Origin of the sequence: Pseudoalteromonas sp. JC3 (assembly GCF_030291895.1) — a bacterium.
In the GTDB taxonomy this organism is placed as follows: Bacteria; Pseudomonadota; Gammaproteobacteria; order Enterobacterales; family Alteromonadaceae; genus Pseudoalteromonas.
In genome coordinates, this window is the sequence record NZ_CP127855.1 from 3,640,001 (window position 1) to 3,665,515 (window position 25,515).

The window sequence follows — 25,515 nt, forward strand, 5'->3', positions numbered from 1 at the left end:
CATAAACATCAACTTCAGCGTTTGCTTGAAAAGTGAATGCACTTAGTAATGATAGCGCTAAAGCAGTCTTAGTTAGTTTCATGTGTATTTCCTCAATATCGCAACACGTATTTTCAAAACACGCGCAGTTTGACACTGGTAAATGACAAAAATATTACACATAAAATATTTCTGAAAATAAAATGACACCCAACCTTAAGAAATACGTCACAAAAGATTCATTATAAGAATTACTTCACCGCCCCCAGTAAATTTACGATGGTTTCTATTTGCTCTAATTGGTCGTTGTCTTTGTGGTATGCCACAAATATCTCTCTTGAGTTACTTTCTACTTCATCAACTTGAGTCAACCTTCCAGCCTCAATGGACTCTAACGCTAACGCTTCTGGCACAAATGCAGAGCCACCACACTGAAGAATAAGATCAAGCGCTATTCTGCCGGTGCTGGTTCTAAAATAAGGAGGGGTTGCGCCAGTGAACTGTTTTGCATGCCATAGAGAAAAAGCAGTTCCCCAATCAACATAAACATACTGGTTGTCAAAAAAGTCTTCCTTTGTTGCGTTATCAAAAGTGCTTACAGGAATAATAGCAAGATCGCTGATCGGCTTAACAACCAGTTCATCCACTTTTGGCGGATCGAACAGAACAGCGAGATCCAATGTTCTCTCTAATAATAGTCGCGTGCTTTCTTGCTGTGCTTTCACTTCAGCAACAAGCGATACTCCGGGCATAGCGGATACAATATGGTTAATCCCGAATTGTAAAAATGCGTCCCAAATATTAGCCGTGCCGCTCAATGACAATTGCTTGTGCATATTGTTTGCCAATGCAACATCGACTTTGGCGCGCTGCATCCCAGTTAAGATCATTTTAGCGTGTGGTAACAACCTTTCACCTGGCGCAGTTAACTGAATATTGTTACGCTGGCGAATAAAAAGATTCACCCCTAAACTTTGCTCAAGCTGGCGGATCCTAAAACTTACAGCTGACTGAGTGATGTATAAATTTTCTGCCGCTCGACCGAAGTGACGGGTTTTGACAACTTCGACAAAAGTTTTTAATAGATCTATGTCCATTTTTCTTCCTGACGATAAAAATTACTCGTTTAAAAAATTATAAAACTTGGTCCATACTCCAGCCAGATAATCTTAGAGGACTCAGTTATGGATCATAATTTAGCGACTTTGAAAAATGCATTTGCAAGCCCCAGAGCCTTTTATGATGACGCCAACTTCCCTAGAGGATTCGGACGCAGTGGTCACTTCACGCTACAAGAAGCCGAAATTCTTGAACGCTGTGGTGCCACATTAAGAAGCTTATACAGCAAAGCGGAAGAACCTCAAAACAGTTTCCAATCTCAGTTTGTTCAGGTGATGGAAGGGTTAATCCCCCCAACTAACGCTGTAGAAAAAGCTTGGACCAAATATTTGAAGCATACTACGTGTAAGACAAAGTTTCACACGCTATTTGGACGCTCTAAAGTTCAAAACGACGGTAGCGTGGTGATCCCGGTAGATATTGACGACGAGCTATAAGCAAAATCGTCTAAATCCTATCAAGCTTAGACGCCAACAGAGTGGCTTTATTTCTGTCGTTGGCGTCTAAGCACTTCTATTATCAATCCCATTTCAATCTCGATTACCTCATCAGCCTCTATCTGTCTCGTATTTTGTTCTTAGTCATTACTTGTTTATTAGCACAAGCATTGCAATTAAGCGCAGTTAGGTTAAGAATTAGTAAAACAGGAAATGGTTGGCGAAGGTTGTGTTACGGAAAATCTTAATCATTGAAGACACCCCCACAATTGCGAAGGTGCAAAAGCATATTGCGACCACTGTGGGATACCATGTAGATATTGCAGAGTCTTTGGCCGAAGCCAAAGCATTGTTATCACAGCACGATTATTTTTGTGCCGTGGTAGACTTTGTGTTACCAGATGCGCCGCTTGGAGAAGCTATTCCCTGCACGGTTAAAGCTGATATTCCTACCATAGTTATGACTGGTAACCTTGAAAGTCAGACTCGCTCAATCGTTGAGCAATACCCCATCATCGACTATATCACCAAGGAAAATAAACAAGCCTATCATTATTTACGTCGCCAATTAGAACGCCTGCCAAGAAATGAAAATGTCAGAGTACTGGTTGTGGACGACTCTATTTCGTCGAGACACTATGTCTCAGCACTCCTCACTCGCCATAAATATCAGGTACTAGAAGCCTGTGATGGCATAGAAGCGCTCGCGGTATTAAAAGACAACCCGGATATTTCAGTGATCATTACCGACAATGAAATGCCAAATATGCGAGGCGAAGAGCTATGTATCGAAATTAGGCGACTCTACACTGATGATGATAAAGCGATAATTGGTATATCTGGAGTTGAAACCGAAAATTTATCTACACGATTTTTGAAAAATGGTGCTAATGACTACCTCAGAAAGCCCTTTAACGCTGAAGAGTTTTACTGCCGTCTTAGCCAGAACGTCGATATGCTAGAACATATTCAAACGATACGCCGACAAGCAAATACAGACTATCTAACCAGCTTGCCAAATCGACGCTACTTTTTCGATACCGTAAAGAAAAGCCTAAAAGCAAGACATAAAAAGGAGCTCTACGGGCTGATCGCTATGATAGATATAGATCATTTTAAGCAAGTAAATGACAAATATGGTCATGAAGGCGGCGATGCAGTGCTTGAATCAATTGGCCAAGCGTTTGCTCAATACTTTCCCAATGATTTAGTCGCTCGATTAGGCGGCGAAGAGTTTGCGATATATTTTAAAGATACGGTGGCTGAACATTGCAAAGAAAGACTGGAGTGCTTCAGGGAATATTTAGAGCAAAGTAGTAACGAACTGACTGAACAGCAGATCTCGTTTACTGTTTCAATGGGACTTGCCGCTCAGGTGACTACGGACATAGAAAGCCTGATAAAACAAGCCGATGAGCGTTTATATCAGGCGAAAGCTTCGGGAAGAAACCGCTTAGTTCACTAAGCGCTTTCTTTTATCTCGATAAGAATCAAAGCTAAACATCACCAGCGCTCCCCAAATAAAGGCAAACGTTATTGCTCGTTCTGCATCAAAGGCTTCCCCATAAAAGAGTACCGCCAATATGAACATTAAGCTCGGCCCGATATATTGAAAAAAGCCAAGTGTCGTGTAGGGTATCCGTTTTGCTGCTGCGGTAAAGCATAACAAAGGCAAAGTTGTCACCACACCCGCACTTATCAAAAGCGTGTTGGTGTACCAATCATTATTCCAAAGGTTGCTTGTGGCACTGGGCTCAACCCACCACCAATAAGCCAGTGCAATTGGGGTGAGAATAAGGGCTTCCACCAGCAATCCAGGAAGTGACTCAACCGCTAAGGTCTTACGCAACAATCCATATATTGCAAACGATCCTGCCAGTGAAAACGCAATGACTGGGAATGAGCCAAAACTGATTAACTGTAATACCACACCCACTATCGCTAATAACACAGCAAACTTTTGCGCTGTTCTCAACCTTTCCGATAAGAATAACATTCCCAATAGCACGTTAAGTAATGGATTGATGTAATAACCCAAACTCGCATCTAGCATAAAGCCGTTATTAACAGACCAAATAAATAAACCCCAGTTAAAACCCAACAGCAACGCAGTGAGTGTCAACATCGCCAGCAATTTAGGATTAGCCAATATGGCCTTAATTTTGGGCCATTGCTGCTTTGCCAGCACAATTAGTGCAATAAAAAAGACAGACCACACAACGCGATGAATGAGTATCTCAATCGCGTCAACATGGACGAGTTGCTTAAAATAGATGGGTGCAAGTCCCCACATAAAAAAGGCGAGTACAGCGAGTAAGTGGCCTTTCTTTTGTTCTTCAATCACGGGCGTTTAACCTTTGGAGGGATCAACTAAGAGGTCAATCATTATACTCATTTTTACTAATCACGGCGATGAAAGTTCGATGAATTCACAATCACAAAGTTTAAAGCCTACAAGTGCTCAAAACTTATTCAAGTCTCTTAAGATTAGATAAAAAGCAAAGACAAGGTTCAAAAAAAGCTCTAAAATGACACCGATGGATACCCTCGTAAGCACCCCAATTAACGACCCTCATTCAGTACTGAAAGATGTGTTTGGCTACAGTACGTTTAGAGATGGTCAGCTTGATATTATTCAGTCTAGCTTAGCTGGTCAGGATACGCTTGTACTACTGCCTACCGGCGGCGGTAAATCACTCTGTTACCAAGTCCCAGCAGTATTATTTGCAGGCGTGACAATTGTTATATCGCCACTTATCTCATTAATGCAAGATCAGGTCGCGCAGTTAAAAGCACAAGGCATAGCCGCTGAATATATCAACAACAGCGTCGCTTGGGAGCAGCAAAGAGATACCTATGACGCGCTTTTCCAAGGCCGTTTAAAGCTGCTGTACGTTGCACCAGAAAAGGCCTTACAACGAGACTTTATTGAACGCATATCCAACTGTAACATCAGTTTGTTTGCCATTGATGAAGCCCATTGTGTATCTCATTGGGGACATGACTTTAGACCGCACTATTTTCGTTTAAAAGAATTACGCCAACATTTTCCGTCCGTTCCGATGATGGCATTAACCGCAACGGCCGATTTAGCGACACGAAAAGATATTGTCCAGCAATTAGGTATGCAAGCACCATTTATCTATACCGGTAGCTTTGACAGACCCAATATTCGTTACACCATCGAAGAAAAGTTCAAACCCCTGTCGCAGTTGATCCGCTATTTAAAAGAGCAAAAGGGGCAAAGTGGCATAATCTACTGTGGTAGCCGTAAACGTGTTGATGATATTGCCGAAAAGCTGATTGATGCTGGGTTCAATGCTGCAGGTTATCACGCAGGTCTAGATAATGATCAGCGCCAGTTTGTACAAAACCGCTTCGCCCGAGATGACATTCAAATCGTAGTTGCAACCGTTGCTTTTGGGATGGGGATCAATAAACCCAACGTGCGATTTGTGGTTCACTATGATATTCCTAAAAGTGTAGAAGCGTATTATCAAGAAACCGGCCGTGCAGGGCGAGATAGCTTAGCAGCTGAAGCCGTTATGTACTTTGATCCTGCGGATATTCCCCGCGTTAGGCGCTTTTTTGAAGATATTCCAGACGAGCAACGTCGTAAGGTCGAAGAGCAGCGCTTTCAGGCGATGTCGAGTTTTGCTGAAGCGCAAACCTGTCGTCGTCAAATTTTGCTCAATTACTTCAGCGAATATCAACGTGAAGCATGCGGAAACTGTGATATTTGCCTTAACCCACCGAAACAATTTGATGGTACATTAGTTGCCCAACAAGCGTTATCGTGCGTATACCGCGCAGAACAACGCTTTGGCATTAGTTACATTGTGGATATTTTGCGTGGGGCAAATACCGCAAGGATCAGAGAACAAAATCACCATACCCTCTCAACCTATGGGATCGGGAAAGAGCACAGCAATGAATTTTGGCTGAGTATCTTACGTCAATTGATCCATCATGGTTTATTGAGTCAAGATATTACTCAAGGCGCAACGCTTAGATTAACAGAAGCCGCCCGCGCCGTACTTCGCGGCGAATATGTGCTACAACTCGCAGAACCAAGACTTGTAGCAAAGCATGTCTATCAAGATAAACTGGCTCAGTTTAATTACGATAAGAAACTATTTGCTAAGCTTCGTGCACTCAGAAAGCAGCTCGCAGATGAAGATGATGTACCACCGTATGTTGTATTTAACGACCGAACGTTGGCTGAAATGGCACAAAGAACGCCAACAACTGATAGTGAGTTTTTGCAAATATCTGGTGTCGGTTTTACTAAGCTCAGCAAGTACGGTGCCCCTTTCATGCAGCTCATTCGCAATTATTTGGAAAGAGAATAATGACTACACTCACTTTGGATAATTCACACGAGGTGATTATCGTCAGCTGTGAAATTACACCTCAAGACGATGAATTTGAACTTTGGGGGCAAATATTCTTACATCAAGATGAGATTCAATTAATTGAATTCTCTGCTGGAGCGGATAGACATCAGTGGCGTTTTTCATATAAAAGCTGTAATTTTAATTTAAATTTTGAACATTACAGTGAGAGTGTGTGGATAGCTCCTGATGGCGTTGATGCCTTAGAACTCCTACCTTTCCTACGCCAACAACTTTCTCGTTAAGTCCACATAAAGCTCTTTAAGTCTATAAATATTATTACTTTTGTTGCAGAACTAAAGCAAGCTGCAACAATATAATCCATACTAAAGGAATATTAGACTTAAAGGCTCTGTGATGAATGTAAAGAGGATTTCGTGTAATAGTATTGTGCTAATGTGTAGCCTAAATGCAGCTGCGCAAGCTGAAAAAGTGCCTGCTGTTGATTTTGCTAATAGCTGTGGTAATAACCGAGTTGAAGCACAAAGCGACCAAAACCTTTCACGCCAGCTAGACAGCAAACAAGCCTATCCTGAGCCCGCAGAGGGTAAAAAGGTCGTCGCTATCACTCTAAAACAACTTAATGTTTTCGATACCGATAAACCTGAAGAAGACAATGCCCTATTCCGATTTGCCAACCGTTATCATATTCAAACCAAGCCCGAAGTATTAAAAAGCGTGCTCCTATTTCAGGAAGGGGATGCTTACAACCCAAGAAAACTCAGTGAATCCGAACGACTCCTTCGCAATCAGTCATACCTATATGATGCACGTATCTATGCCGTAGAAAACTGTGATGGTGATATTTTAGTTACGGTTGTAACGCGGGATCTTTGGACACTATTGCCCGATTTAAGTTTTAGTCGTAGTGGTGGGGAAAACACTTCTCGAATTGGGTTTAGAGAAAGTAATTTATTTGGCTGGGGAAAGCGCCTTTCTTTTACCCACATACAAGAGGTCGACCGCTCTGGTTATCAGTTTGTCTATGATGACCCTAATATTTTAAACTCAAGATATCGTGGTCGCGTAGAATATTCAGATAATGACGATGGTGAGCGCCACTATATCGATGTGAGCTATCCATTTTTTGCAACCGATACTCCATATAGTTATGGTTTTACGAGTTATTCCGACAAACGCGAAGAACCCATATATTCTGAAGGTGAAACAATCTCAGAGTTCAGTCAATCCACGGATGTCACGCAAGTCTACTTCGGACACTCAAAAGCGCTATCGGGCAGTTGGACTCGCCGTCTCATCGCAGGCGTTAGACATGAGCAACATACCTTCCGTGAGATAGCAGATACCACTTTACCCATTGCACAAGATAGAACGCTCACCTACCCTTATGTTCAAGCTCAGTGGTTTGAAGATTCCTATGTAAAAGTACGCAACTTCGACTCGATTTATCGTACAGAGGATCTTAATTTAGGTTGGAATATTAATGCTCTATTTGGCTATTCAGCCGAATCTTGGAGTGACGATACTGAACGTCTTGTCTATTCATTTTCTGCCAATACGGCACACTACACCTCAGATCACAGCTTGTGGCGTTTTTATTTTGATGTCAGTGGCAACTGGAACAAAGACACAGATAAAACCGAAAACCTAATAGCGAAAACGACCTTTCAATACTATTTAAATACCAGCTTGTATGAGTCTTGGTTTATCAACGCAAGCTATACCTATGGGAATAACCTGACCTTTGATAATCAAATTACGTTAGGGGGCGAAACCGGGCTTCGCGGATACCCAATAAAATATCAGCAAGGTAGTCGCAGTATGCTACTCAATATCGAAAAACGCTATTACTGGGAATATGACTTACTGCGCTTATTCAAAATTGGTGGTGCAGCTTTTTTTGATGTAGGGCGCGCGTACCACTCTCACCTGCCGATTGAAGCAGATGAATCAGTCCTAAAAAATGTCGGTATTGGCTTGCGTTTAGCACCTAGCCGAGCCAATTCAGATATCATGGTTCATATTGATTTAGCCGCACCAATTAATGGCCCGGATAACGTCGATAGCGTACAGTGGCTATTAACGGTAAAAAATCGCTTTTAACGGTGTCGCACAACAATAAACATGATATAAAGCAGAAAAAATTTCTTAGGATACGATTTTGCATTTGTTAGATTTCGCACTCAGTCAATACAAGCTAATTGTAACTTTGGTGGCGCTATTATCCTTCCCACTATTAATGAAGGCATGTTGCAAACTCTTAGAAAAAGTAACACGCGGAAAAATAGACTCTCATCGTAAACAACGTGCCGACTTACTCGTTCGTGTACTTGTTGCCTTTGTATTCGTCTGCTTTATGCTTGTATTCTGGGGCATAGAACTTCGTGGTTTACTGGTGCTTGGTTCATCGTTATTTGCGATGCTTGGTGTTGCCATGTTTGCCGGTTGGTCATTACTTTCCAATCTGACTTCATTTTTACTTATGTTTATTCAAAACGATTATCGCGTTGGGAATTGGGTAAGAATTGTTGACGGTGCAAACTTTGTGGAAGGCTGTATTGTAGAGATGGGGTTGATGAGTGTAGTGCTACGCCATGTTGACGGCCATAAGGTCGTATATCCTAATAACTTGTTTGTCACTCGCCCCGTTATGGTGCTTAGTCAAGAACCGACTAAACCTAAACAGGTTACAACACCAAGAAGAACATTAGGCCCTAAGAAATAGGGCCTATATCGTCAATAAAGGTTTCTAGCTGTTGCTCAACAATACTATTTGCATGTGCAAAGTAAGCTAAGTGAAAAACTGCATCTCCCTCATTCACCAAAGGTAGCATTTGTTGGCCAATCACTATCCCACTACGAGGTGCGATAACTGCTTCTTCGCTTTGACCTAATGGACTGTCTATATAAGCCAAGATTTGACCTTTTGATACGCGTTCCCCCAAGTTAACTTGAGCTCGAACAATACCGTCAACGTCCGCACGCACCCAACTTGTCGCTGCCGCGATAACCGCGTCATGACGTTGTTTCCTTCGACGCCCACGCAGCATTCTGAGTTTACGCATGACATTTTCAACCCCTTGCAATCCAGCTGCAATGGCCAATGAGTCAAACCGCAACGCTTCTCCCGCTTCATAAGTGATAACAGGAATGTCCAATCCCGCCGCTTCACTTCGCAACGAGCCGTTACGCAGTCGCGCATCTATCGCAACCGGCGTACCAAACGCCATGGCCATTTCTTTGGTCATTTCGCAGGACAAGTCACCACGGATCTGCGGTAAATTAGAGCGATGAATCGCGCCGGTATGTAAATCGATAATATGTGTGCATTTTTTTACCACCAAATCGAAAAACATAGATGCCATTCGAGCCCCTAACGAGCCTTGCTCAGAACCTGGAAAACAGCGATTTAGGTCTCGTCTATCAGGTAAATAGCGAGACTTATGAATAAAGCCAAAGATATTTACGATAGGCACCGCTATCAAGGTGCCACGTAGCGTTGCCGCATCGACTGTACTTAATAGCTGACGCACAACCTCTACGCCATTCAATTCATCACCATGAATTGCGGCACAGACCAAAAGTACCGGTCCGGCCTCTGCGCCATTAACGACTTCAATCGGAATGGTCATTGGTGTGTGAGTGTAGAGCTTAGCCACTTCCAACTGGACAGTCTGCCTTTCAGCAACACCCACTCGTGTATCTAATAACGTAAAGGGTTGGTTGATTTTAACCTTTGCCACGTGTAGCAGTCCTTTTCGCCGCCGCATTCTTCTCGATAAAGGAGATAATCAGGCTAGCTATGTCTTTACCTGTTGCCTTTTCGATACCCTCAAGGCCTGGAGAAGAGTTCACTTCCATCACCAAAGGCCCACGCTCTGAACGTAACAAGTCAACACCAGCAACATTTAGGCCCATGGCCTTTGCTGCAGCAATCGCAGTGCGACGCTCTTCTGGAGTGATTTTTACCAATGTCGCTGAACCACCACGATGTAGATTTGAGCGGAACTCACCTTCTTGCGCTTGACGTTTCATCGCGGCAATAACACGGTCGCCGATAACGAAACAGCGAATGTCCGCACCACCAGCTTCTTTAATATACTCTTGCACCATAATGTTGGCTTTTAAGCCCATAAATGCTTCGATAACGCTTTCTGCCGCTTTACGTGTCTCAGCTAACACCACGCCAATACCTTGTGTGCCTTCTAGTAGCTTGATCACAACTGGTGTGCCACCAACCATTTCCAGTAAGTCTTTAACGTCATCAGGCTTACTGGCAAAGCCTGTGATTGGCATACCTACGCCTTTTCTTGACAGTAGCTGTAATGAACGCAACTTATCTCTTGAGCGAGTAATTGCAACAGACTCATTCAATGGGTACACCCCCATCATTTCAAACTGTCTGAGTACCGCACAACCATAAAACGTCACAGAGGCACCAATTCGCGGGACAATCGCATCAAAGCCGCTCAACTGCTGACCCTTAAAGTGAATTTCAGGCTCACTACTATTGATATTCATATAACAACGTAGCGCGTCAATAACCTCTACTTCGTGCCCACGCTGCTCTGCCGCCTCAATTAAACGACGTGTTGAATATAAAGATTGATTCCTTGAAAGAATGCCAATTTTCATGATTTATCCGTTTTATTACTTAAGTATGACTGTTCTGGATCAACAAGGATGCGGCCTCGCATCGCCGTGCGGCCCAGTAACATTCTAAATTTCATTGTTTCTCTATCGCTTAGTGTGATTTCAATTGGCCAAGCCTGATTGCCGATAGTTAAACTTGTTTCTATTACATAACGTAGTTCTTTATGACCGCCCGAATCGGTTACAACGCGCTCATCCACTACTTTTGCTTCACTACAGACTTCATAGTCAGTATTGTCTTGTTTGGGATGAATCCAAAACCTTACCCAAAGTTCATCTTGTTCTGTTTTGAAAGGCTCAACCTTAAAGGCATGCAGACATGATGTTCTTGCTCCAGTATCTACTTTCGCTTTGATTTTTTCGATACCTAAATCGGGTAAGGAAAGCCACTCTCTCCAACCAACTGTGATCATATTATGCTCTCGTACAAAATGAGTTCGGACTTATACGCTGATTCAAGTCACTTGAAAAACAAAATAAATTTATCCTAAAGATAAAAACGCTCTGTTAAGCTAAGCACCTTAACTTACAGTAACACCAGTTACACATTTTTCAAGGTAAAGCCCTATACTGAGCTAAAGTAAAATAGAGTAATCAAACAATTTATTTCATCGCCAAGTTTTTAGAACCTAAATGAATTTGAAAATTAAATTATCTATGTCAGTCTTGGGACGAACTTTTTAATAGGAATTAGCTATGACTGGATTACTCCATGCGTTTGTGCTCGACGGTCAAGGTGGCGGTAGGCTACTTTGCGATCTGAGTGAAGTAAAACCCGTAATTCACAAGGAGCCACTTTGGCTCCATTTTGACTACAGCTTCGACGAAACGACCGAATGGCTGAAGCAACAAACGTTTTTGGATGACTGGGAAAGAGAAGCGCTAACCGCAGATGAAACTCGTCCGAGAACGGCTAATGGCGACGAAGGTTTGCTAGTTTTCTTGCGCGGCGTAAACCTTAACCCCAAGCAAAGCCCTGAAGACATGGTTTCTATTCGCTGTTTTGCAAATGATAAACTACTTATCACCTGCCGTAAGCGTCATATTATGTCGGCCCAAGATATGTTGGCATTACTCAAAAAAGGTCAGGGCGCAAAAAGTATCGGTGAGTTACTGTCTACATTGGTAATGCGACTTTCAGTGCGAATGCAGGACATCATCTGGCAAATAGAAGAGCAGCTTGACGAGTTTGAAGACGCGATGGAAAGCAGTGAGCAGCTGCCCAACTATCAGCAACTTTCAACATTAAGAAGGCAAACCATTGGTTTAAAACGCTATCTTAAGCCTCAAAAGCTTGCTATTAGCGAACTACTATTGGCGAAGATTGCTTGGCTAGATGAAGATCATCGACATATGATTGAAGAGGCGAGCAATGCCTTAAGTCGGTATATTGAAGAATTAGAAGCAGCTATTGAACGTGCACAAGTTATCCAAAATGCGATCACCAACCATCAAAATGAACAGTTAAACCAAAGAATGTACGTGATGTCCGTCGTTGCAGCGTTATTCTTACCACTTGGGTTTTTAACAGGTTTGTTGGGAGTGAATATTGGCGGTATTCCAGGCACAGAATGGGGTGGCGCATTTGCCTTGTTTGTTATTATGTTGGTGGTACTAACTGGCGGTATTGGCGTGTACTTTAAACGCAAAGGCTGGTTGTAAGTAGGAGTAATCATTGGCGCTCTCGCTAGGGATCGAACCTAGAACTCAGCCTCCGGAGGGCTACGTGATATCCATTTCACCACGAGAGCGTCGCCAACATAATAATGCTAAGTGCAGACAATTGCCAGACAATGTTTGCTATATGACTAATTAGTAACCTATTTTTTAAAAAAAGCTGTACTTTGGGCAAAAAACCAGTTATTCAACTATGCTTTGAAAATAATAAAATAGACTGATATTGCTGCCCGTTCAGAAATATCGCGATACATCATTGAGGATCCCAAATATGACACCGATGACAACAGAGCAAGTTGCAGAGTTTCTTGACGTAAAGGTTGAGCGCGTAAGACGCCTCGCACGAGAAAACTTGCTAGTCGCCAAAGACACAGATGCCAATGGCGAACCTATCTTTGACAAAGCAGATGTTGAAAAATACAAAGAGTTAGCACAGCGACTGGGTGGGATTTAAACTACCCAATAGTAATGGCCAGTAATGTGATCAAGGAATATCACACGCTACTGGCTCAGCTTGTAGCTAGAGTATCCACTGCTTCAGTAACTGTCTAAGCTTTTCAGCTTCTATCATTACGCCGCGCTGCTCGTACCATTGAATGCTAACAATCAAATAAATTTGGCAAAATACCGTCAGTTTAGCTTGAGCGTATGAAGGCATGGCTTGCCGCTTTAGAGAAAAGTAAGACTCAACCACCGTAAGTGCTGCTTCGACACCACAGCTAAAACTACACACCAGCGCTGCTAAATCAAAAAAGATGTCACTATGACAAGCATACTCAAAGTCGATTAACCGACCCCCCTCCGGAGTTTGAATGATATTGCTCATGACTAAGTCATTATGGCAAAACGCCTGATCCACGGGTAAAGAAGCTAAGCTTTCGATAAGCCATGCGATATCAACTAAGTGACGCAGTTTCTCATCAATAGCCTGAACATAACCGACTAAGTCCAGCACCTCATATACTTCAAGCTCTAAGCTATGCACCTGAATAACTTGTGCTAACAACGCAGTATTTAACTTTGGCCCAACACACACTTGTGGCATAAAGGTGAACAATGCCATACGAGTGCGTAGGTCGTACTGCAGTACTTTAGAAGTAATGCCTTGCTGTGCTAACTCATTCTGTGCCTTTAATGCCTCAGTAGGAATACCATGGCTATAGCATTTTAATAGGTAGCTTTCGCCCTTACTCACCATCAGGTAATTATTGTTACTCACACCCTTAGTTAGCTTTTCTAATCGCTCAGCTGAAACCTTGAATACGGTATCCACCTTTACTTTTAATTTTTCAAGCTCAGAGTGCTGCAAGCGTCTTTCCTTGCTTAACTTCATATTCTTCGTACCAACGCTTGTAGCCCCAACACGCCATCAAGGTGTAGAAAATAAATAGTACCAGCGTAGGATAGAAACCTTTAAGGTAATAAAGGTAGATGGAGGCTGCATCAATCACGACCCAATATAACCAGTTTTCAAGAATTTTCTTAGCCACTAAATAGGTCGTCACCACCGCAAAGCACGTGGTAAAGCTATCTAAATAGGCGAGATCTGCTGCCATATAATGCTTGGTGAAATACCCGAGCACAACGGAAACCACTGAAGTAATAACAATGATTGAAAGATGTTTTGATAACGACCAAGAAACAATATCACTGGGCTTGTTTTTGTCACCCTGACGCCACATCCACCAACCAACAACGGCCATGACCATATAGTAAAAGTGCAACAGTGATTCCATCACTAGTGCTCCGTTCCAGTACAGCACGGTATAGATGAAGGTGTTAATAAAGGCCACAGGCCAACACCAAATATTCTCTCGAATTGCCAGCAGTAAATAGGCGACTGCCAGCACCACAGCGATATACTCCCAACTCGACATCGCTGTGAACCCTGCAAAGGTTTCAGTAAACCAGTCCATTAATCGCAGGCACTATCAGCTGGAGATAAATCGCCTGAGATAAACTTACAAACAAAAATACATTTTCCGTAAGCTTCAAATGAGTGTTTCATTTCTTGATTCAATACTGAGGTCACTAAATCAAATTCACCAAAGACCTGAGTTGACATCGTGTTTGTGATCACCTTGATCCCTTCATGCTCATTCAGCCTATCAATAAAACCTTTAATAAAAGGGATATAGTCTTGGTGCAGTGGGTACTTGCTTATTTCAACAGAAACTTGCATGGGCGCTCCTTACAAATGGCAGCCGATTATTAATATTGCTGGTTTAGATTTTCCCCACCGGTAAAATCCGATTTTGGGGTATAGTTAATCCAGTCTTGCTGATAGATAATTTTACCTTTTTCGTCAAACTTTAGCACTATCAGAAATCGCCAAGGACCTAACTCGCGTGACGCATAATTAAAGCGATTAAAAACGCCTCTAGCAACCACGGTTCGAGTCGTGCTATCGACTACTTTATCCTCAACCACTAATACGGGTTGTTCATCCAGCACAGCAAAATTCCCAGCAGACCAATTAAAAAAAGCCGTAATCTGATCTTTACCTCGTGCCCTATGACCAAAAACCATATCTTCAAGCACGGCATCTTCGGCATAGAACTCGATAAACTGGGTAAAGTTCTGCCGCTGAGCATAGCTATTAAAGTAAGCATCGGCATGGCTGATGAATGTATTTTTCTTACTGATATTAACGGAGTTACTACAACCACTCAGTATTAATATAAAGAATAACAAGAACCGATAGCGCATCATAGCCACTCCAAAAACCGTATTAATCGAGTATAAAAAAAGCGCCTGTAGCGCTTAATTCGACGATGATAAAGTGTGTATTTTTATACTGTTACTATACCCAATGGTTTAGCGGTTTTCCACGCTCCACGGGTAAAGTCTGGAATACTCAATGATTCACTGCGATTAGCGACTGATTGAGCCGATAATGGAGAAATTACCGACCAAGCGGCACCGTCGTATACGTCTTGATCTAGCGCCTCACCATTGCGCAGGCAATAGATCATCCGCCAGAACATTAAAAAGTCCATACCACCATGACCGCCGTTGCGCTGTGCTTCTTCACCCATTTTAGTCCAAAGCGGATGGTCGTATTGTTTATACCATGAATCCATTTCGTAATCCCATTCATGGAAGCTCTTAGTACCACCTTGCTCTAACGCGATACGATTAGGGAAACCAGCAAAGACCCCATTAGTTCCTTGAATAAGGTTGTGACGAGAATAAGGCCTAGGCGTGGTCGTATCATGTTGTACCATGATACTGCGTCCTTTGATGGTCTTAATCATCGTGGTATTCATATCACCCGCAATATAATGTAGTTGATTGCGTTCATGATCTGCCGGAAATTCGCGTTTTGCATAGGCTGCACGACCTAGGGCGGGAGAACTCATAGAAGTTAAGTAATCAAAACGGTCACCGCGGTTAATATTCATGTACTGAGATACGGGACCTAAACCATGAGTTGGATATAGGTTACCATCTCGCTTAGTATGCCAGTGTGTACGCCATGAGCCGGTCTTGTGCTCAATTTCCTTCATTTGCCAACGTAGCTCATGAATATATGCAGCTTCACCATGTAATAACTCACCGAATACACCTTGGCGAACCATATTCAGTACCATCAACTCATCGCGACCGTAATTGACATTTTCCATCATCATACAGTTCTTTTGCGTGCGCTCTGCGGTGTCGACTATCTGCCACATTTCTTCAACGGTCAACGCTAAAGGCACTTCAACAAACGCGTGCTTACCGCTATTCATGGTATCAATTGCCATCGGCGCGTGCCATTTCCAGGGTGTTGAAATTATAACGATGTCAATATCATCCCGGTTAAGCATTTCTTGATAAGCTAAGTCACCACCACGATACAGCGCAGGTTTCGGCAAACCTCGCTCGCGCACAAGATAGTCAGCCGATTTTTCAAGCACTTCATCATGGGTATCACAAATCGCGACAATACGTGCACCATCGATGTGACTCATGCGCTTTACATGACCATAGCCACGTTGGCCAACCCCAATAAAACCTACCCGAACCACGTCCATTTTTGGTGCTACGAGCCCAATGACAGAGCGGCCTTGTTGCTTAGGTACAACGCTGTTATTTTGATTAGAACTTGCGCACCCAGCTACTACACTCGCAGCCGCTGCCGCTCCTGCGGCTTTTAAAAAGTCGCGGCGGTTTATATTTTTCATTCTTACTCCTAAACGATACTTCTTAACAGCACTAATACTGCTCGCTATCAAGCTAACCTATCCCAATCTTAGGTTCAAAACATTGCGATAAAGCCGCAAAAAAAGCGCTTGAAGCGCTTTTTCTTAAAATATATTAAATCGTTAAATTGCTCTGATAATATTATTCAGACAATCCTCTTTTTCTAGCACACTGGAATACAACGCAAACTGGTTCTTCGCACGGTCAAGATTATGACTGGCTCTGTGGGTTGCAAAATAATTATCTCCATCTAAGTGATCTGTTAAAAATCGCAGACCTATCATGAATGGCATCACTTTTGCGCCAAGAATAAAACTATCTTTCTCTGCTTCAGTCACACTGTCTTGTAACGGTTCAATGTACCCTTGCGCCAACGCGGCAAAGATATTTTCTCTTACCTGCACATTACTCAAGTTCGTTGAGTCTTCAGCTTCTGGCGAACAGAAGGTACGCACCATATCGCCAAAATCAAATAACCAGTTACCTGGCATACAAGTATCTAAGTCAATAACGGCTCGCGCTGCATCACTCTGTGTTGAAAACAGCATGTTGTTGATTTTGGTATCGTTGTGGCAAGCTCTAAGTGGCACTTGTTTTTGTGCCTGCTGCAGCTCTTCTGCAAGCGCAAATTGCTGCTGAAAAGCAGCGATAACATCACTGCACTTGTCCGCGCGACCATGCTCATCTTTCGCTAGCACTTGGTTAAATGCATCAATACGCATCGCCAAGTTATGAAAATTTGGAATGACATGATGTAACTGCGCCGCATCAAAATCATTTAGCGCATGTGCAAACTGCCCAAAAGCGTTTGCAGCGGTTAATGCTTGCTGTTCGTTTGCCACTACGTCTTCGCTATAACTGCGGCCAATAAATGCAAGCGCACGCCAAACTTCATCATTAATATCGACTAAATATTGGCCTGAACTCGTCGCTAGATGCTTTATGATAGCGAGACTATATTCACCATTTAAGGCTTTTGCTGTTAAGTGCTGTTCAATCGCTCGCGCATTTTCAACAAGATGCAAAGGGTTTGGAAATACCGTGGTATTTAGCTTTTGTACCACCATGGTTTTGTGGTTGTCCTGCAACAGCATAGTCGTGTTGATATGACCACTACCGATCGGCTTCATTTTAGCTTCTTCACTAATGAGACCGTATTCATCAGCAAGTTGTTGCGCAACGGCTTGATACTCCATATTCACCTCAAAAGGAGTTAAGTCGGATGTAGTTGTGTGGAGATGATTATCTTCCCTGACGTGCTTCATAAATCTTTCTCGCGACAATGTCTAGTTCGCTCTTATAAGTTATACCGTACCAATGTGATTTAGCTTGGTAGACCGACACGGTTTGTCGGCCCTTATTGATACTGTGTTGGATACAATCTGGCAAATAATACTCTTTTTTGACACCGTTGTCATAATTCCTTAAAAATGCATTAAACCCGGCTTCTAATGAATCAAAAAGTGACGGTGTCACACCCCAGCAGGTCATCGAAGCCAGCGCAGAGTGTGCTATCTTACACCGCTTACCTGCAATATCACCTGACAACTCGCCGTTTTCAAAGCGAATATCTAATGCCTCTTCAACCGAGTGTAGTTGTTGCGCTTGTACCTGACAAACGCCACGGTTTACTCCACCCTGATCTGATAAGGTATTTATAATTGGGTATGCGACCATCGCCATATTGCTATGATGCTGAAAATGTTCAACAAGCTGCTCAAATGCATCTGGCCCGTAATAATCATCCGCCGTAATAACTATCGCAGGCTTATCAACGTATGGTTTTGCACACAGCAGCGCATGTCCTGTGCCCCATGGTTTTTCTCGCCCTGCCAAACAGTCGATAAATTCATTCGGAATATCGCTAAGCCGCTGCTGCACTAAAGTAATGTTCAGCGCCTTCGGCAATCGTGGCAATATCACATTTTCGATTAGGCTTCGCACTTTGTCATTGATGATCAAAATAACATCTTGCACACCAGCATGATGCGCGTCAATTATGCTCAATTCCATAATGCTTTTAAAGATACTTGGCAGCTCAGCAACCTGCTTATTACCACCAAAGCGGCTTCCTAATCCACCTGCCAAAATGATCAGCTTAGGGGGTTGTTCGATTCCTATCATTGAAAAAATATCAAAACTCAAATAAGCGGGTAAGTGTACTGAGCTTTTGCGCAGAATAAAAGCAATTGCGAGGAAAGACGTCCTCGCTATTAGTGTGAACTAGCTAAACTTTTGACATAAGTACTTTATTTCTTGGTATTCAAGCAATCCTTCCTGTGCTCCTTCTCGACCAAGACCTGAAAACTTCACACCACCAAAAGGCGCTACTGGATTGGATATGATCCCTTCATTAATCCCAACCATGCCATACTCAAGCGCATGACTTACTCGCCTTATTTGATTGCCATCATTCGAATAAAAATAAGCAGCAAGCCCTTCTGGCACAGAGTTTGCCATTCTTACCACTTCATCTTCACTCTCAAAATCAATAATGCTGACAATCGGTGCAAAAATTTCTTCATGGAAGATCCGCATGGTGCTATTTACACCCGTGATAACTACCGGTGCCATAAATTGGCCGCTTTGTTTATCACCTTGATAAGCGATGCTCGCACCTTTAGCTAACGCATCTTCTAACAGCTGCTGTGCTTTTTGTTTGGCTTCAAGTGAAATGAGTGGACCAATATCAATACCCTGCTCTAGACCATTTCCCAAGGTGAGCGTGCTAACCTGCTGAGTGAGTGTATTGAGTAGTTCTGCCGAGATACCTTTCGCGACAAACACACGATTTGCGGCCACACAAGTTTGTCCTGCATTTCTGAACTTCGCTGCCATCAAACCACTTACCGCTTGCTCAACATCAGCGCTGTCGAAAACAATAAATGGTGCATTACCACCAAGCTCCATTGACGTTCTTTTCACTGTGTCGGCACATTGCTTTAACAACGCACTCCCCACTTGTGTTGATCCCGTAAACGTGAGTTTTCGCACTTGTGGTGACTCAGTAAGGTGTGCTACTAACCCTTTAGAGTCGTTAGTCACTAACACCTGAAAAGCGCCAACTTCCATTCCAGCCTGAATAGCCAGCTTTGCAAGGGCGATGGCCGCAAGAGGAGTTTTCTCAGAGGGCTTTAAAATAAAACTACAGCCTGCAGCATAAGCTGGTGCTACTTTTCTGGTGATCATCGCCAGTGGAAAATTCCACGGTGTGATCCCAAGTACAACACCAACCCCTTGCCTGATTGTAGTTAGCTCATGTGATTGAGAATGACTGGGAATAACCTGACCATAGGCGCGCTTGGCTTCTTCGCTATACCATTCAATAAATCCTGCAGCATAATCCGCCTCGGCAAGTGCCTCCTTAAGCGGTTTGCCTTGTTCCTTAGTGACGATTTCAGCCAAGGCCTGGCGATGCTCTATTACCAATTCGTACCATTTTCTAAGTACTTGACTACGGGCATGTGCTGTCGTGCTAGCGAGTTTTTCGAAGGTTTCAGCCGCTGCTTGCAGCGCTTTATCGGCAGCCTGATTATCCGCCTCAGAAACCTGAGCAAGGTGCTCTCCAGTTGCAGGATTAACCACATCGACATGCGTTTTACTATGATGTGCTTGGCCATTGATAAGTGAAAATTCGGGGTTACTGATGAGTGACATAGCGTTCCTCCTAGAAAAGCAAAAAGCCGTAGTATCAGACTACGGCTTTATTAAATTTGTCAGTAACAACCTAGGTTGTTAGCAGCACTTAATGGTCTTCATTAACGATATTGAGATTGTACTTTGGAATTTCAACCACTAAGTCTTCATCACTAATTATCGCTTGGCAACCTAAACGCGACTCAGCTTCAAGACCCCATGCTTTATCTAGCATGTCATCTTCTAACTCATCGCTTTCTTCCAGCGAGTCAAAACCTTCACGAACAACGATATGGCACGTAGTACATGCACATGATTTTTCACAGGCATGTGGAATACTAATTCCGTTTTTCAACGCCACATCGAGTACAGTTTCACCCGTTTTCGCTTCGATTGCAGCACCTTCCGGACATAACTCTTCATGGGGTAAAAAGATAATTTGTGGCATATTACACCTCGTCTACCGACTGCCCTTGCAGTGCCTTTTTAATTGATTCATCCATACGGCGTGAAGCAAAATCACTACTCGCCTGATCGACTTCTTCGATCGCCTTTTTAATCTGCTCTGGATTGTCTGCACTTTCGCGAATTTGTGCAAGTTCAGTCATTGCACCGCGCAGTGTATTGAGTTCATCTTCTGCCAACAGATGACCATCTGTTGCAAGCGATGCCTCTAACGCTTCTAATACACGCAGTGCTTCAACCTGCTGCTCTTTAAGCATACGAGCGCTCATGTCTTCTTTGGCATTGCTCATCGAATCTTTTAGCATTTGTGCTACTTGGTCATCGCTCAAACCAAACGACGGTTTTACCTGGATCTCAGCCTGCACGCCTGTCGACTTTTCTTCAGCCGAAACACTCAATAGACCATCAGCGTCAACTCTAAAAGTGACTCGAATATGCGCAGCGCCTGCCGCCATTGGTGGAATGCCTTTTAGACTAAATTTAGCTAAGCTACGACAATCATCAACGAGCTCACGCTCACCTTGCAATACATGCAATGACATAGCGGTTTGACCATCTTTAAAAGTGGTAAACTCTTGTGCACGTGCAACAGGAATAGTGGTATTACGTGGAATGATCTTTTCAACCAACCCACCCATAGTTTCTAAGCCTAAAGACAATGGCAATACATCAAGCAGTAACATGTCAGAGTCAGGCTTGTTACCCACTAAAATATCAGCTTGGATAGCAGCACCTAATGCCACCACACGGTCTGGATCGATTGATGTTAGTGGCTCTTTGACAAAGAAGTTACCGACTTCTTCACGCACCACCGGCATACGAGTCGACCCACCCACCATTACAACCTGTAAGACTTCTTCTGCTGTGACATCGGCGTCTTTTAACGCGCGGCGACAAGAGCGCAAAGTCTTTTTAACCAATGGCATTGCCATTTCAGCAAATGCTTGACGCGTGATCGAAACTACAAATTTTTGCTCGCGAACTGGTAGCTCTACGTTTACCGTTTCATAGCTTGAAAGCGCTTCTTTACAGGCTCTTGCCTTATTGATAAACAAGCGTAGCTCTTTTGGGTTTAAATCAAATAGCTGCGTTTGCTGTTTAAAGAAATCGACCAACAGTGAATCAAAGTCATCACCACCGAGGCTAGAATCACCACCGGTTGATAATACCTCAAACACTCCTTGGTTTAAGCGTAAGATAGAAATATCAAACGTACCACCACCAAGGTCATAAACCGCGATCACGCCTTCTTGACCGGAGTCTAGGCCGTAAGCTACCGCGGCTGCAGTCGGCTCATTGAGAAGTCTTAATACTTTTAGACCAGCAAGCTCGGCTGCGTCTTTTGTACTTTGCCTTTGTGCATCATCAAAATACGCAGGTACGGTGATCACCGCGCCCATTACATCCTCACCAGCAAAGCTATCAATAGCACGTTGGTGTAATGTTTTTAAAATTTCAGCGGAGGCTTGCACTGGGCTTACAGCGCCAGCTACGGTTTCAATAGCAAGCGAACCGTTATTATCGACAAAGTTATAAGGCAACTGACCATAGCTTTGTTCTATTTCAGATTGCGTTTTACCTAAAAAACGTTTTACAGAAATAAGCGTATTAGTCGGGTCTTCAGCAGAAGCAGCTTGGGCTTGTTCACCAACAATAACCTCTGAGTCGGTGTACCTTACTACCGACGGCAGCATAGGTTTACCCATTAAATCGCTAAGAGTCTTCGTTTCGCCACTTTGTACTGTTGCCACAAGAGAGTTCGTGGTACCTAAGTCAATACCAATCGCTAATTTATGCTCATGAGGTGCCGCGCTCTGCCCCGGCTCAGCAATTTGCAATAATGCCATAATGCTCTTTTCACTTTAACGTTTGTTGATGCTACACATCATCAATCGAATAATTCATCTTCGATACGTGCTAATTCGTCGCGTAACTTGTAGACAAACTTTAGCTTACGAATATTGTCTGCTGCGGCTTCTAATGTGCTCATGTCATCGCTTTGAAGCTGCTCGGCAAGGGAAGCGCTAAACTTTGTATCTAACGCTTTAATCTGTGTTTCGAACTCTGTAATCGCGCTGTCAGGATCCGCCGCATCAGGTAATTCTTCTAATGCTTCGCGCAGCTCCATCTGTTGCATTAAAAACATCGGATCTTGCAACGTTTGTTGCTCTGCACGTATGTCTACACCCTTTTCGCTTAGCATATACTCGGCGCGTTTAACTGGGTGTTTGAGCACCGCTAGCGCGTCATTGATCTCTGCGGTTTTCTGTACCGCGAGCAACTTCTCACGCTCACTTTTACCAGCAAATCTATCTGGGTGAACTGCACGCTGTAGCTCTAAATAACCTTGATTTAGTTTGTTTAAATCAACGTGATAATCAACAGGTAAATCAAATAATTCAAAATAACGCATACGCACCTAATACAGCAAAGCCCCACCAAGGCAGGGCTTTAAGCTATTCACTGTTGCAAACTATACGGTGAAGCTTTCGCCACAGCCACATTCGTCTTTCTGATTTGGGTTATTGAATTTAAACCCTTCATTCAGACCTTCTTTTGTGTAATCAAGCTCTGTGCCGTCGATATAAACTAAGCTTTTTGCATCAACGATGATTTTGACATCTTTGTCTTCAAATACTTCATCGCCTTCATCTAAATCGTCGACAAATTCGAGAACATAAGCAAGACCTGAACAGCCCGTGGTTTTAATACCAACGCGCAGCCCTATGCCTTTTCCACGGTTACTCAAAAAGGCTAATACGCGATTAGCGGCTGCATCTGTTAACGTCACTGCCATAATAGTCTCTTACTTCGCTTGTTTACTCTTATAATCTGCAATCGCAGCTTGAATCGCATCTTCTGCCAAAATTGAGCAGTGGATTTTCACTGGTGGCAACTCAAGCTCAGCACTGATATCAGTGTTTTTGATAGTAGAAGCTTCTTCTAACGATTTACCTTTCACCCACTCAGTCACAAGGGATGATGATGCAATCGCGCTGCCACAACCATATGTCTTGAATTTCGCATCTTCGATGATGCCTTCTTTTGACACTTTAATTTGTAGTTTCATTACGTCGCCACATGCAGGTGCCCCCACCATGCCCGTTGCTACGCTTGGATCGTTCTTGTCTAAAGAACCTACGTTACGTGGATTCTCAACGTGGTCGATAACTTTATCACTGTAAGCCATAACTATTTCCTCACTACCTGCTTGCGGCTGGATAGTATCCAGCCAGCGGCTAAAACTTGCTTAATGGTGTGCCCATTCAACGCTATCTAAGTCGATGCCATCTTGGTGCATTTCCCAAAGTGGTGACATCTCACGTAAGCGACCAATAGAATTCTTAAGAAGATTGACGGTGTAATCGATCTCTTCTTCTGTCGTAAAACGACCAATACTGAAGCGGATAGAGCTGTGTGCTAATTCGTCATTACGACCTAGAGCACGCAGTACATAAGATGGCTCTAAGCTCGCCGATGTACATGCAGAACCTGAAGAAACCGCAATGTCTTTAACTGCCATTAGTAGACTTTCACCTTCAACAAAGTTGAAGCTAATGTTTACAATGCCAGGTACTGATTGGTCGATAGCACCATTAAAATAAACTTCGTCCATATCCATTAGGCCGTCCAATAGACGCTGACGAAGCGCACTGATGTGTGCATGGTCTTTTTCAAAGTCTTGCTTAGCAATTCTAAATGCTGTGCCCATACCCACGATTTGGTGAGTAGCAAGAGTACCTGAACGCATACCGCGCTCATGACCACCACCGTGCATTTGTGCTTCTAAACGCGCACGTGGTTTACGGCGTACGTACAACGCACCGATACCCTTCGGGCCATAAACTTTGTGGCCAGAAAATGACATAAAGTCTACTTTCAATGTTTGTAGGTCGATTAGTACCTTGCCAGCGCTTTGTGCCGCATCAACATGGAACATGATCTTGCGCTCACGACACATCTCACCGATAGTCGCGATATCTTGAATAACACCTAGCTCGTTATTAACGTGCATTACGCTCACTAAAACAGTGTCTTCGCGCATGGTTGCTTCAAGCTTTTTCAAGTCAAGTAAGCCGTTGTCTTCAACATCCATATACGTCACTTCAAAGCCTTGACGCTCAAGCTCACGGCAGGTGTCTAGTACTGCTTTATGTTCAGTACGAACGGTGATGATGTGCTTACCTTTCTTTTTATAGAACTGTGCAGCACCTTTGATTGCAAGGTTGTTTGACTCAGTTGCACCAGATGTGAAAACGATTTCACGCGGATCAGCGTTGATTAAATCAGCGATATCATTACGCGCCTGATCAACCAGTTCTTCTGCTTGCCAACCGAAACGGTGTGAACGAGAAGCTGGATTACCAAAGTTACCATCCATTGTCAGGCACTGCATCATCTCGTCTGCAACACGCTGATCAACCGGAGCGGTTGCTGCATAATCTAGATATATCGGTAATTTCATTTATCTCTCCGCTTGACGTCAACCTAGAGTTGACAGCTCACTTGAATATTGTCTAATTGCTCGATAACACGTTTAACGTGCTTATCTTGCCGCGTTGCTACGGATTGAACATCCGCGTCGGCGACTAACTCGGCTAGGGAAATACTGTTTAAAAATTCTTCAATTCGCACACTTAAATCAGACCACAATGAATGAGTTAGACAGCGCATACCGCTTTGGCAACCGCCGCCTTCGCCGTGACAACGTGTTGCGTCAACGGACTCGTCAACAGCATTAATCACATCACCAACGGAAATTGTGTGTGCATCACGGCCCAATAAGTAGCCGCCGCCTGGACCACGTACAGAGCTAACTAAGCCATGTTTACGTAGACGGGCAAATAATTGTTCAAGGTAAGATAGCGAAATCTCTTGTCGTTCAGAGATATCGGCTAGTGGAACAGGGCCAATACTTGCGTGTAACGCAACATCTAACATTGCTGTCACGGCGTATCTGCCTTTTGATGTCAGTTTCATGCATAACCCCCGCTAATTTACCAAGC

Annotated in this window: 29 protein-coding genes and 1 tRNA gene (1 of these 30 running past the window's edge); 8 read left to right on the top strand and 22 right to left on the bottom strand. The window is 43.4% G+C overall.

All coding sequences use genetic code 11. From position 1 onward, the window contains the following. Both QSH61_RS15805 and QSH61_RS15810 read right to left on the bottom strand, forming a co-directional pair. Nucleotides 1-82, bottom strand: the 5' end (the start) of a protein-coding gene (locus QSH61_RS15805; protein ID WP_010607243.1) for a porin. Its footprint begins 848 nt before the window's first position; only the first 82 of its 930 coding nucleotides appear in the window; its start codon is at nt 80-82; the stop codon falls past the left edge of the window. 148 nt (nt 83-230) lie between these two features. After that, a complete protein-coding gene (locus QSH61_RS15810) occupies nt 231-1,076 on the bottom strand; it encodes a LysR family transcriptional regulator (RefSeq protein ID WP_010607242.1) in 846 nt (281 codons plus the stop codon). An 87-nt stretch (nt 1,077-1,163) separates the two neighbouring features. Here QSH61_RS15810 and maoP point away from each other — a divergent pair, with 87 nt between their 5' ends. Both maoP and QSH61_RS15820 read left to right on the top strand, forming a co-directional pair. Beyond that, a complete protein-coding gene (maoP, locus tag QSH61_RS15815) occupies nt 1,164-1,535 on the top strand; it encodes a DUF413 domain-containing protein (RefSeq protein ID WP_010607241.1) in 372 nt (123 codons plus the stop codon). Nucleotides 1,536-1,764: 229 nt separating this feature from the next. Next, entirely contained in the window at nt 1,765-3,000 is a 1,236-nt protein-coding gene (locus QSH61_RS15820) for a GGDEF domain-containing response regulator (protein WP_029215908.1), read from the top strand. Here QSH61_RS15820 and rarD read toward each other — a convergent pair. Further along, nucleotides 2,989-3,828 carry an EamA family transporter RarD gene (rarD, locus tag QSH61_RS15825; RefSeq protein ID WP_211200999.1) on the bottom strand — a complete coding sequence of 280 codons (840 nt, stop codon included), beginning with the start codon at nt 3,826-3,828 and terminating at the stop codon, nt 2,989-2,991. The two genes, QSH61_RS15820 and rarD, sit on opposite strands and share 12 nt — an antisense overlap. Nucleotides 3,829-4,063: 235 nt before the next feature. Between rarD and recQ the strand changes: the two genes are divergently transcribed. The 4 genes from recQ to QSH61_RS15845 all read left to right on the top strand — a co-directional run bounded on the left by recQ (nt 4,064) and on the right by QSH61_RS15845 (nt 8,615). Then, entirely contained in the window at nt 4,064-5,887 is a 1,824-nt protein-coding gene (gene recQ, locus QSH61_RS15830; protein ID WP_413782963.1) for a DNA helicase RecQ, read from the top strand. Beyond that, entirely contained in the window at nt 5,887-6,174 is a 288-nt protein-coding gene (locus QSH61_RS15835; RefSeq protein ID WP_039493070.1) for a DUF3630 family protein, read from the top strand. The genes recQ and QSH61_RS15835 overlap by 1 nt, the downstream gene beginning before the upstream one ends. Nucleotides 6,175-6,325: 151 nt before the next feature. Beyond that, nucleotides 6,326-7,993 carry a POTRA domain-containing protein gene (locus tag QSH61_RS15840; RefSeq protein ID WP_130127004.1) on the top strand — a complete coding sequence of 556 codons (1,668 nt, stop codon included), beginning with the start codon at nt 6,326-6,328 and terminating at the stop codon, nt 7,991-7,993. A gap of 58 nt (nt 7,994-8,051) precedes the next feature. Beyond that, nucleotides 8,052-8,615, top strand: a complete 564-nt coding sequence (locus QSH61_RS15845; protein WP_010607234.1) for a mechanosensitive ion channel domain-containing protein — start codon at nt 8,052-8,054, stop codon at nt 8,613-8,615. Here QSH61_RS15845 and QSH61_RS15850 read toward each other — a convergent pair. The 3 genes from QSH61_RS15850 to QSH61_RS15860 are packed head-to-tail and all read right to left on the bottom strand — an operon-like array spanning nt 8,605 to nt 10,956. Further along, the gene (locus tag QSH61_RS15850) at nt 8,605-9,633 is read right to left on the bottom strand and encodes a succinylglutamate desuccinylase/aspartoacylase family protein (protein ID WP_102057526.1); all 1,029 of its coding nucleotides are present in this window, start codon (nt 9,631-9,633) and stop codon (nt 8,605-8,607) included. The two genes, QSH61_RS15845 and QSH61_RS15850, sit on opposite strands and share 11 nt — an antisense overlap. Then, the gene (gene rimK, locus QSH61_RS15855) at nt 9,620-10,525 is read right to left on the bottom strand and encodes a 30S ribosomal protein S6--L-glutamate ligase (protein WP_010378991.1); all 906 of its coding nucleotides are present in this window, start codon (nt 10,523-10,525) and stop codon (nt 9,620-9,622) included. Before rimK ends, QSH61_RS15850 begins: the two co-directional genes overlap by 14 nt. Then, the gene (locus tag QSH61_RS15860) at nt 10,522-10,956 is read right to left on the bottom strand and encodes an ATP-dependent zinc protease family protein (protein ID WP_206473697.1); all 435 of its coding nucleotides are present in this window, start codon (nt 10,954-10,956) and stop codon (nt 10,522-10,524) included. The genes rimK and QSH61_RS15860 overlap by 4 nt, the downstream gene beginning before the upstream one ends. A 283-nt stretch (nt 10,957-11,239) precedes the next feature. Here QSH61_RS15860 and QSH61_RS15865 point away from each other — a divergent pair, with 283 nt between their 5' ends. Then, nucleotides 11,240-12,205 carry a zinc transporter ZntB gene (locus tag QSH61_RS15865; protein ID WP_206473696.1) on the top strand — a complete coding sequence of 322 codons (966 nt, stop codon included), beginning with the start codon at nt 11,240-11,242 and terminating at the stop codon, nt 12,203-12,205. 14 nt (nt 12,206-12,219) lie between these two features. Here the strand turns inward: QSH61_RS15865 and QSH61_RS15870 are convergent. Next, nucleotides 12,220-12,294 (bottom strand) — tRNA-Arg (locus QSH61_RS15870). A 197-nt stretch (nt 12,295-12,491) separates the two neighbouring features. On the opposite strand from QSH61_RS15870, the gene QSH61_RS15875 reads away from it, so the two are divergent. Further along, nucleotides 12,492-12,674, top strand: a complete 183-nt coding sequence (locus tag QSH61_RS15875) for a helix-turn-helix domain-containing protein (RefSeq protein WP_010607231.1) — start codon at nt 12,492-12,494, stop codon at nt 12,672-12,674. 66 nt (nt 12,675-12,740) lie between these two features. On the opposite strand, the gene QSH61_RS15880 is transcribed toward QSH61_RS15875, so the two are convergent. The 15 genes from QSH61_RS15880 to iscR all read right to left on the bottom strand — a co-directional run bounded on the left by QSH61_RS15880 (nt 12,741) and on the right by iscR (nt 25,489). Further along, a complete protein-coding gene (locus QSH61_RS15880) occupies nt 12,741-13,553 on the bottom strand; it encodes a phosphotransferase (RefSeq protein ID WP_248298762.1) in 813 nt (270 codons plus the stop codon). Beyond that, on the bottom strand, nt 13,516-14,136 hold the full coding sequence (gene pnuC / locus QSH61_RS15885) for a nicotinamide riboside transporter PnuC (protein ID WP_102057528.1): 621 nt from the start codon (nt 14,134-14,136) through the stop codon (nt 13,516-13,518). Before pnuC ends, QSH61_RS15880 begins: the two co-directional genes overlap by 38 nt. Next, nucleotides 14,136-14,402, bottom strand: coding sequence for a YkoF family thiamine/hydroxymethylpyrimidine-binding protein (locus QSH61_RS15890; RefSeq protein WP_017218496.1), 267 nt, complete (start codon nt 14,400-14,402; stop codon nt 14,136-14,138). Before QSH61_RS15890 ends, pnuC begins: the two co-directional genes overlap by 1 nt. Nucleotides 14,403-14,431: 29 nt before the next feature. Beyond that, nucleotides 14,432-14,932, bottom strand: a complete 501-nt coding sequence (locus QSH61_RS15895) for a nuclear transport factor 2 family protein (RefSeq protein ID WP_102057529.1) — start codon at nt 14,930-14,932, stop codon at nt 14,432-14,434. Between the two features lie 80 nt (nt 14,933-15,012). Then, nucleotides 15,013-16,389 carry a Gfo/Idh/MocA family protein gene (locus QSH61_RS15900; protein WP_102057530.1) on the bottom strand — a complete coding sequence of 459 codons (1,377 nt, stop codon included), beginning with the start codon at nt 16,387-16,389 and terminating at the stop codon, nt 15,013-15,015. Between the two features lie 141 nt (nt 16,390-16,530). Then, the gene (locus QSH61_RS15905; RefSeq protein ID WP_102057531.1) at nt 16,531-17,604 is read right to left on the bottom strand and encodes a phosphotransferase enzyme family protein; all 1,074 of its coding nucleotides are present in this window, start codon (nt 17,602-17,604) and stop codon (nt 16,531-16,533) included. Nucleotides 17,605-17,650: 46 nt separating this feature from the next. Next, nucleotides 17,651-18,532 (bottom strand): nucleotidyltransferase family protein, encoded by an 882-nt coding sequence (locus QSH61_RS15910; protein ID WP_206473695.1) that lies wholly within the window; start codon nt 18,530-18,532, stop codon nt 17,651-17,653. A 99-nt stretch (nt 18,533-18,631) separates the two neighbouring features. After that, nucleotides 18,632-20,065, bottom strand: coding sequence for an NAD-dependent succinate-semialdehyde dehydrogenase (locus QSH61_RS15915; RefSeq protein WP_102057533.1), 1,434 nt, complete (start codon nt 20,063-20,065; stop codon nt 18,632-18,634). Between the two features lie 88 nt (nt 20,066-20,153). Beyond that, nucleotides 20,154-20,492: an ISC system 2Fe-2S type ferredoxin gene (gene fdx / locus QSH61_RS15920; RefSeq protein ID WP_010607222.1), complete on the bottom strand. Its 339-nt coding sequence runs from the start codon at nt 20,490-20,492 to the stop codon at nt 20,154-20,156. Between the two features lies 1 nt (nt 20,493). Beyond that, complete coding sequence (hscA, locus tag QSH61_RS15925; protein WP_206473693.1) at nt 20,494-22,356, bottom strand: Fe-S protein assembly chaperone HscA; 1,863 nt, start codon at nt 22,354-22,356, stop codon at nt 20,494-20,496. 41 nt (nt 22,357-22,397) lie between these two features. Continuing rightward, nucleotides 22,398-22,922 carry a co-chaperone HscB gene (gene hscB / locus QSH61_RS15930; protein WP_010607220.1) on the bottom strand — a complete coding sequence of 175 codons (525 nt, stop codon included), beginning with the start codon at nt 22,920-22,922 and terminating at the stop codon, nt 22,398-22,400. A gap of 60 nt (nt 22,923-22,982) precedes the next feature. Continuing rightward, nucleotides 22,983-23,306, bottom strand: coding sequence for an iron-sulfur cluster assembly protein IscA (iscA, locus tag QSH61_RS15935; protein ID WP_010378967.1), 324 nt, complete (start codon nt 23,304-23,306; stop codon nt 22,983-22,985). Nucleotides 23,307-23,315: 9 nt separating this feature from the next. Then, nucleotides 23,316-23,699, bottom strand: a complete 384-nt coding sequence (iscU, locus tag QSH61_RS15940; protein WP_010607219.1) for a Fe-S cluster assembly scaffold IscU — start codon at nt 23,697-23,699, stop codon at nt 23,316-23,318. A gap of 60 nt (nt 23,700-23,759) precedes the next feature. Then, the gene (locus QSH61_RS15945; RefSeq protein ID WP_010378962.1) at nt 23,760-24,974 is read right to left on the bottom strand and encodes an IscS subfamily cysteine desulfurase; all 1,215 of its coding nucleotides are present in this window, start codon (nt 24,972-24,974) and stop codon (nt 23,760-23,762) included. A gap of 23 nt (nt 24,975-24,997) precedes the next feature. Further along, a complete protein-coding gene (gene iscR / locus QSH61_RS15950; protein WP_010378960.1) occupies nt 24,998-25,489 on the bottom strand; it encodes a Fe-S cluster assembly transcriptional regulator IscR in 492 nt (163 codons plus the stop codon). Between the last annotated feature and the right edge of the window lie 26 nt (nt 25,490-25,515).